This window comes from Gordonia sp. JH63 (assembly GCF_009856645.1).
GTDB lineage: Bacteria > Actinomycetota > Actinomycetes > Mycobacteriales > Mycobacteriaceae > Gordonia > Gordonia hongkongensis.
This window is the reverse complement of sequence record NZ_CP047235.1, coordinates 3047071-3055718: the sequence shown is the minus strand read 5'-3', so window position 1 is coordinate 3055718 and position 8648 is coordinate 3047071. Positions and strand designations below refer to the sequence as shown.

The 8648-nt window shown below is 68.1% G+C and carries 5 protein-coding genes; 1 reads left to right on the top strand and 4 read right to left on the bottom strand.

The annotated features are described in order from the left end of the window. Nucleotides 1-339 precede the first annotated feature (339 nt). The 4 genes from GR168_RS13720 to GR168_RS13705 all read right to left on the bottom strand — a co-directional run bounded on the left by GR168_RS13720 (nt 340) and on the right by GR168_RS13705 (nt 5512). Nucleotides 340-2688 carry an AAA family ATPase gene (locus GR168_RS13720; RefSeq protein WP_159370974.1) on the bottom strand — a complete coding sequence of 783 codons (2349 nt, stop codon included), beginning with the start codon at nt 2686-2688 and terminating at the stop codon, nt 340-342. Next, complete coding sequence (locus tag GR168_RS13715) at nt 2685-3374, bottom strand: hypothetical protein (protein ID WP_159370973.1); 690 nt, start codon at nt 3372-3374, stop codon at nt 2685-2687. Before GR168_RS13715 ends, GR168_RS13720 begins: the two co-directional genes overlap by 4 nt. A gap of 106 nt (nt 3375-3480) precedes the next feature. Next, nucleotides 3481-4575, bottom strand: coding sequence for a DoxX family protein (locus GR168_RS13710; RefSeq protein ID WP_068971017.1), 1095 nt, complete (start codon nt 4573-4575; stop codon nt 3481-3483). A gap of 238 nt (nt 4576-4813) precedes the next feature. Then, entirely contained in the window at nt 4814-5512 is a 699-nt protein-coding gene (locus GR168_RS13705; protein ID WP_159370972.1) for an MBL fold metallo-hydrolase, read from the bottom strand. Nucleotides 5513-5753: 241 nt separating this feature from the next. On the opposite strand from GR168_RS13705, the gene uvrA reads away from it, so the two are divergent. Further along, nucleotides 5754-8636 (top strand): excinuclease ABC subunit UvrA, encoded by a 2883-nt coding sequence (gene uvrA, locus GR168_RS13700; RefSeq protein WP_159370971.1) that lies wholly within the window; start codon nt 5754-5756, stop codon nt 8634-8636. The last annotated feature ends 12 nt before the right edge of the window (nt 8637-8648 follow it).

Genomic DNA, 8648 nt, shown 5'->3' with positions numbered 1-8648 from the left:
GGTACGCGTCAACCCCGCTCCCCAATCCGAAAGAAGCGCATAGCCCCTGGTCTAGAGCCCAAGGGGCCTTGTGAGCCATTACTCCCTGATCCGAAAGAACGGACACGACCATTGCTCCCTGAGGTGCGAGGAGCGTTAGCCGCCGGGCCGAGCAAGCGACGAAGGAGCGCGTCGAGGTCGATGAGCCACGAAGGGCCTGGTGAGACGCGTTGCTACACCCTTCGTGGCTCGCTTCGCCACCTCAGGGAGCACAGAGTTCGGACGTTCACGAGTGTTCTTTCGCAGTCCACTACGGCCGCCAGGTCGCATCAACTGGGAGCGGAGCGGGGATCGCGCTCCTCATCCGGCCGGGAGATCCGCGAGGGCGTCGGGGAGGTCGTCCCGATGGACGACGACGAGTCGCTGGGTCGCCCGGGTGAGGGCGACGTACAGGTCGCTGAGCCCGCGTGGTGACTGGTCGATGATCGCAGCGGGCTCGACGACGATGGTCGTGTCGAACTCCAGGCCCTTACAGCTCCGCACCGTGTACACCCGGGGTGGTTCCCGGTCCGAGAGCGTGGAGCGATCCGGCGCCAGCGCCGCGTCGATCGCGTCGTGCAGGTGATCGGGCACCACGACGGCGGTGAGGCCGTCGGGTTCGGCGAGCCCGACGGCGCGGAGGACGGCGTCGGCGATGCTCTCCGGGGAGTCGTCGTCCGCCCGCAGCGCCACCGGCTCGATGCCGTTGCTGCGCAACGAGGTCGGTGCCTTCTCGCCGTTGCCGATCTCGTCGAGGACGCGCGCGGCGTACTCCATGATCTCGCTCGGGGTCCGGTAGTTGACCGACAGCTCCTTGAACTGCCAGCGCTTCGCGACATACGGCTCCAGGACCTCGCCCCACGAGCGCGTGCCCGCCTCGTCGGATGTCTGAGCGGTGTCGCCGATGATCGTCATCCACCGATTCGGGATGCGTCGCATCACCATCCGCCAGGACATGGCGGAGAGCTCTTGGGCCTCGTCGACGATGACGTGGCCGAACGTCCAGGTGCGGTCGCCGTAGGCACGTTCGGCCGTCGTGGCGCGTCGTGTCTCGGTCTGGCGGGACGCGAGCTGTTCTGCGTCGATCAGGTCGTAGGCCATCAGGATCTCGGGATCGAGTTCGTCCTCGAGGTCCTGCGGCGCCGAGCCGGTCAGGATGTCCAGTGCGTCCTGCGCCTCGGCCAACTGGCGACGCCAGCGTGCGCGTTCGGCCCGCTCCGCGTCCTCGGTGCCGTAACCGATCAGCTCGGCGAGTTCGTCCAGCAATGGGACGTCGGCAGGCGAGAAGTCCGCACCCGACGTCGTGGCCGGGCGCGACGGACGGTGCAGCGCAGCACGATCGGCGTCCGTCCAACCCGGGGTGGCCTTGCGAATCGCGCGTTCGTCGCCGAGCAGGTCGCGAAGCAGGGCCTGCGGGGTCAGCGTCGGCCAGTACCGCAGCAACGCGGCACGGATGTCGAGATCGCGGCTCATGTCGTCGCGGATGTCGGCGATGTCGGCGGGGCTGAGCAACTGCGAACCGTCGAGCAGGCTCGATCCGATGGTCGCCGCGTGCCGCGCCGCGAGTTCGGCGAGTCCCGCCTTCAGGAAAGCGTTCTGCGAGAGGTTGTGGGCGCGTCGAGTCGCGCGGGCCTTGGCGCGTGCGGCCTTGACCAGAGCCGAGTCGATCTCGACGGTGTAGCTGTCGAAATCGACTGACTCGGGCCGAGACGGCAGCGACTGCTGGGCGCGCACCGCCCGCTTGAGGACGTCGACCATGCGCAGCCCGCCCTTGACCGCGGCGGTCGTCCGCGGGTCGGCAGTGCCCGCGCGGACGCCGGGGAACAGGTCCCCGATGGTCGAGAGGAGCACGCCGGACTCGCCCAGGGAGGGCAGCACCTGGCCGATGTAGTTCAGGAAGTCGTCGTTGGGTCCGATGATGAGAATGCCGCTGCGCGAGAGGTTCTCGCGATGTGTGTAGAGCAGGTAGGCGGCTCGGTGCAGCGCCACGGCGGTCTTGCCGGTTCCGGGGCCGCCCTGGATGACGGTGACCCCGCGATGCGTCGACCGGATGATCAGGTCCTGCTCGCGCTGGATCGTCTCGACGATGTCGGTCATCTCGCCGGTGCGGGCGGCGTTGAGGGCCGCGACAAGAGCCGACTCGTTGACGACGTCGCCGTGTCCGAAGTCGTCGAGCAGCGCATCGCCTGCGGTCAGGGACTCATCGCTCACCCCGCGGACCTTGCGGCTGCGGGTCCGGATGTGGCGACGGCGCGCGACGTCCTCGGGCGCGGCGGGCGTCGCCAGATAGAACGGCCGGGCCAGCGGCGCGCGCCAGTCCAGCAGCAGGGTGGCGTCGGTGGCGGTGGCGTCGAGTTCGCCGTCGTCGGCGAAACCGTCGTCGAGGACACCGATGCGTCCGATGCGCCGGATCTCGCCGTCCTCGAGGTCGAGACGACCGAAATACAGATTGTGTTCGGCGGCATCGAATTTGGCGAGATCCTCGTTGTACATCCGCTCGTAGGACTCGCGTTCGGACAGCGCCTGCGGTGTGCCGCCGCGTTCGGAGAGCGTCGACGACAACCGACGCTGGGTGGTCCGACGCATCCGGTCCAGCCTGCCGTACACGCGGTCGAGGTGCCGTTGTTCCTCGTCCACGCGGGGGTCGGTGTCCGGCGAGAGGGCGGTCATCGGCCGTCCCCGATCGACAGCGGTGCGCGGGACCCGTGGGACCGGGCCAGTCCGGCGGCCCGGATGCGGGTGGTCATCGCGCGGGGGTCGGCGGACAAGCGGCTGCAGACCTGCGACGCCGGACGGGCAAGCGTCGCGTCGTCGAGTCGGCGGGACAGCCACTCGAGAACGTCGGTCTGTGCGCCGAAGGGGACGGGGTCACCGGTGACCGGGTCGGCGAGGACGCCGTGCCGGGACACGTACAGGTCGAAGGTCGCAGGCGGGGTCCACTCGTCCGGAAGGAGGGGAGAGGGACGGCCGAGAACGGGGTGGTCGCGCGTAGTCACTGTCTGTCGATCATAGTTGGGTTCGGTGGCGTCGAGAGCATCGATGTGGGTGGGACCCAGCCAGGCCGCGGTCGTAGTGATCGCGCCCTCACCTGCGAGGATCGGTGCGGCCGGGATGTATCCCCGGGCCGCTACATGGGCGGAATGGCCGACTGTGATGTTCGTGACGCGGACCGTGCGGAGGCAGATCCGGTCCGTCGACGGAACGTGGGCGAGCTTGCGACGGAGAACGTCGGGGGCGGCATTCGACCCGACTGCGATCACGAGCCGCGAGCCGGCCGACGGGACCGTCCCGAACGGCGGACCCGCGAGCGTCATCTCGTGCAGCGAGGCCTCTCTCAGCGCCGCGGACGCGGGCACCCAGGGATAATCCGCTGGCGGGTGCTCCGCGTCCGTGGTCGTGAGATCGGTTGTGCTCAGGGTCGTGCTCGTATCTGTTGCTCGTGCGCGTGGAGACCCCGAGGGATCAGCGACGTGCCTTGCGCAGACGCTTGCGACTCTGCTCGGCGGAGTCCTCGGCAGCTGCGGCGAGCTGGCGTGCGGTCTCGGCGAGCTCGGCCGACCGTGCGCGGGCGACGTCGGCGAGTTCGGCGGACCGATCGCGTGCCACGTCGGCGAACTCCGGTGCGCGCTTGCGGGCGGTGTCGGCGAGATCGGACGCGCGGTCGCGGGCCGAATCGGCGATCTTCGGAGCCTTCTTCTTCGCCTGCTTCTGCGCCTTCGCGGCCTGCTTCTGAGCCTTCTCGGCTCGCTTCTGCGCTTCCTTCACGAGCTTCGGGCCCCGCTTGCGCGCGGTCTCGGCGAGATCAGACGAACGCGCGAGCGCCGTGTCGGCGAGCTCCGACGACCGGTGGAGAGCCGCGTCGGCGACGACCGGGGCGCGGTCCTTGATGCGATCCGCGACATCGGAGGCGGTCTCGGCGGCCTTGCCGGCCAGCTCGAGGGAGCGCTTCTGCGCGGCCTCGGCGATCTCGGGTGCGTGCTCGCGGAACTTCGCCGCGGCGTCGGCGGACCGCTCGGAGACGATCTCGGCGCCGTCGTGGGTGCGCTCGACGAGGTGCTCCCAGGTCGACGACCCGGCGGCGGCACCGATCGGCAGCGCCGCGGCCACAGCGGATGCCTTCTGACGGCCGCGCCACGCGAGCGACGGCTTGCCCTCGGTGTCGACCGCCGCCAACAGGACTCCGCCGAGCAGGCCGACGTTCTTGATGAACGCGTTGCGCTGGGCTTCCTTCTTGACCGGGTCGGCCTCGTTCCAGAAGTCGGTGCCCGCTGCCGTCGTCGGGATTAGGGTGCCGGCCAGGACGACGGACGCCACGCGCGGGAACTTGCCGGTGGCGAGCAGGATTCCGCCGCCGATCTGGGCGGCGGCGTTGATCTGCACCAGGGTCTCGGTGTTCTCCGGGATCCGGCCGGCCACCTCGGGCGGGAGCGACGACCGGGCCTTGTCCACGACCGGCTCCGCGGACTGCGCGATCGGTTTGGGGCTCCGGATGGCGTCCACGCCGCTGGCGACGAACGCCGAGGCGAGGAGCGGACGGGCTATACGGCGGAGAATCATCGGTCACAACCTTCTTCAGTCGGGTTTGGCTATCGAGATCCGTCGGGTGAAGCGCGTTTCTGGCCCGTTCAACGCTACCCTGTCGCAACGAATCTGCAGGTCACTCGGCGTGCCGTGACCGGTTTGCGTACCTACGGGGCATCTGGGGTCACGACTCGCCGAACGATCCGAGGAACAGGTAACCGCCCGCGACGGCGACCAAACACTCCGGAGTCGACCGGCGTCGCCCGCTTCCGGATCACCAGCGGCGCTCACGCCATTCGGGGAGTGACCCGCGCTCGGCGCCCAGGGTCGTGTCCTTGCCGTGGCCGGGGTAGACGATGGTCGAGTCGTCGAAGCGGTCGAACAGCTTCGTCGAGACGTCCTCGAGGAGGGTGTCGAAGTCCTCCGGCTTCCAGGTCTTGCCGATGCCGCCGGGGAAGAGGCAGTCACCGGTGAAGAGGTGCACGGTTCGCTCGCCGCTGTCGTCGACGTCGGTGAGTGCGAGAGCGATCGATCCCGGGGTGTGCCCGACGAGGTGGATGGCCTCGAACGTGAGGTCGCCGACCTCGAGGACGTCACCGTCGTCGACGAGGCGGTCGGGGGTGACGGGCAGTTCACCGGCGTCGAGGCGCCCCGCCGCGGTCGGCACCCCGGTGGACTCGGTGACGGCGGCGAGGGCCTGCCAGTGATCGAAATGCTGGTGGGTCGTGAAGATGAGCTTCGGCGTTCCCTCGACGGCCGACAAGACCTCGGTGATCGCCTCCGCGTCGTTGGCCGCGTCGATGATCAGCTGATCGCCCGTCGCACGCGAGGTCACCAGGTAGACGTTGTTGTCCATCGGGCCGACGGACAGCTTGACGATGGTGGCCGACGACAGCGTGCGGCGCTGTGGGGTCTTCGACTCGGAGAGGTCGCCGGTGTAGTCGTCGCTGATCGGTGTCGCTGGGGAGGTCATGCCGACAGGCTATGACAGCGGGCAGCCGGAATGTGACGGTCGCGACCATGAAACCCGGCGTGGCGCGCGTATCCTGGACCATCGGTTCGGCGATGACACGCGGGCGGCGAGACCGATCGCCCGGTCGTCGGACTCCGAATCTCCCCGGGGCGAGTGCATGGCGACGTTTCTGTCGGTGGCCGTCGGTACTGTGCCCGTGCGCCGTCTGTGCGCCCTGTGACTCGAGAATGTAAGGACTGCAGTGGTTGATCGTCTGATCGTCCGAGGTGCCCGCGAACACAATCTGCGCGGCATCGATGTCGACCTGCCCCGGGACAGCCTCATCGTCTTCACAGGGTTGTCGGGATCGGGCAAGTCATCCCTCGCCTTCGACACGATCTTCGCGGAGGGGCAGCGGCGCTACGTGGAGTCACTGTCCGCCTATGCGAGGCAGTTCCTCGGGCAGATGGACAAGCCGGATGTGGACTTCATCGAGGGCCTCTCGCCCGCGGTGTCCATCGATCAGAAGTCGACCAACCGCAATCCCCGGTCGACCGTCGGCACCATCACCGAGGTCTACGACTACCTCCGTCTCCTCTACGCCCGCGCCGGCAAGGCGCACTGCCCGATCTGCGGCGAGCCCATCGCCAAGCAGACACCCCAGCAGATCGTGGACCAGGTGCTCGCGATGGACGAGGGCACGCGCTTCCAGGTGCTCGCGCCGGTCGTGCGTACCCGCAAGGGCGAGTTCGTCGACCTCTTCGCCGAGCTCCAGACCCAGGGCTTCTCCCGCGCCCGCATCGACGGCGTCGTCCATCAGCTGACCGATCCGCCGAAGCTGAAGAAACAGGAGAAGCACGACATCGAGGTGGTCGTCGACCGCCTGGTCGTCAAGGCCAGCGCCAAGCAGCGCCTGACGGATTCGGTCGAGACCGGTCTGCGCCTGGCCGACGGCATCATCGTGCTCGACTTCGTCGACCTCGAGGAGGACGATCCGGAACGCGAGCGCCGCTTCTCGGAGCGGATGGCCTGCCCGAATGCGCATCCGATCGCGATCGACGACCTCGAACCGCGGTCGTTCTCGTTCAACTCGCCGTACGGCGCCTGCCCGGAATGCGACGGGCTCGGCATCCGCAAGGAGGTCGACGAGGAACTCGTCGTGCCCGACCCGGAGATGTCGCTCGCCGAGGGTGCGATCGCGCCGTGGTCGACCGGGCACAACGCCGATTACTTCCTTCGGTTGATGTCCGGTCTGGCCGATCAGATGAAGTTCGACATCAACACGCCCTGGAAGAAGCTGCCGATCAAGGCGCGCAGGGCCCTGCTCAACGGCAGCGACCACCAGGTCCACGTCAAGTTCCGCAACCGGTACGGCCGCACCCGCTCGTACTACACCGAGTTCGAGGGCGTGCTCTCGTTCCTCGCGCGTCGCATGGACCAGACCGAGTCCGAGCAGATGAAGGAGCGATACGAGGGCTATATGCGGGACGTGCCGTGTCCTGCCTGTCAGGGTGCGCGCCTGCGCCCGGAGATCCTTGCCGTCACGCTCGACCACCCGGAGTTCGGGCCGAAGTCGATCGCCGAGGTGTGCGCCCTGTCGGTCGCCGACTGCGCCGATTTCCTCGACCAACTGCGGCTCGACTCCCGGCAGGCCGCGATCGCGGGACGGGTCCTCAAGGAGGTTCAGGCCCGCATCCGCTTCCTGCTCGACGTCGGACTCGAGTATTTGTCGCTCGAGCGCGCCGCGGGTTCGTTGTCGGGTGGTGAGGCGCAGCGCATCCGCCTGGCCACCCAGATCGGTTCGGGTCTCGCGGGCGTGCTCTATGTTCTCGACGAGCCGTCGATCGGTCTGCACCAGCGCGACAACCGTCGGCTCATCGACACGTTGACGCGGCTTCGGGATCTGGGCAACACACTGATCGTCGTCGAACACGACGAGGACACCATCCGCGCCGCCGACTGGATCGTCGACATCGGCCCCCGGGCCGGGGAGCACGGCGGGCACGTCGTGCACAGCGGCAGTTACAAGGACCTGCTGAAGAACCGGAAGTCGCTGACCGGTGCGTACCTCGCCGGTCGCGACACCCTGCCGGTTCCGGACATCCGGCGGCCGATCGATCGCAAGCGCCAGCTGACGGTCGTCGGTGCGCGGGAACACAATCTCCGTGGCATCGACGTGTCGTTCCCGCTCGGCGTGATGACCGCTGTCACCGGTGTCTCGGGGTCGGGCAAGTCGACGCTCGTCAACGACATCCTGGCCACCGTGCTCGCCAACAAGCTCAACGGTGCGCGTCAGGTGCCCGGGCGTCACACCCGCATCAAGGGTCTGGACAACCTGGACAAGCTCGTGCAGGTCGACCAGTCGCCGATCGGGCGCACCCCGCGGTCGAACCCGGCCACCTACACCGGTGTCTTCGACAAGATCCGCACGTTGTTCGCGGCGACGACCGAGGCGAAGGTGCGCGGTTATCAACCGGGCCGGTTCTCGTTCAACGTCAAGGGCGGCCGCTGCGAGGCGTGCACCGGTGAGGGCACGATCAAGATCGAGATGAACTTCCTGCCGGACGTGTACGTCCCGTGCGAGGTCTGCCACGGCGCGCGGTACAACCGCGAGACCCTCGAGGTGCACTACAAGGGCAAGACCATCTCCGAGGTGCTCGACATGCCGATCGAGGAGGCCGCCGACTTCTTCGAGCCCGTCACCTCGATCCATCGCTACCTGAAGACACTCGTCGACGTCGGTCTGGGCTATGTCCGGCTCGGGCAGCCGGCGCCGACGCTGTCCGGCGGTGAGGCACAGCGCGTGAAGCTGGCGGCCGAATTGCAGAAGCGGTCGATGGGCCGGACGGTCTACATCCTCGACGAGCCGACCACCGGTCTGCATTTCGAAGACATCAAGAAGCTGCTCGCCGTGATCAACGGTCTGGTCGACAAGGGCAACACGGTCATCGTGATCGAGCACAACCTCGATGTCATCAAGACCGCCGACTGGGTCATCGACATGGGGCCCGAGGGTGGCGCGGGCGGTGGAACCGTGGTCGGCGAAGGTACTCCGGAGGACATCGCCGCGACCCCGGGCAGCCACACCGGCAAATTCCTGGCCGAGATCGTCGACATTGGTCACGCGGTGGCGTCGGTCGGCTGAGTCGCCGAACGC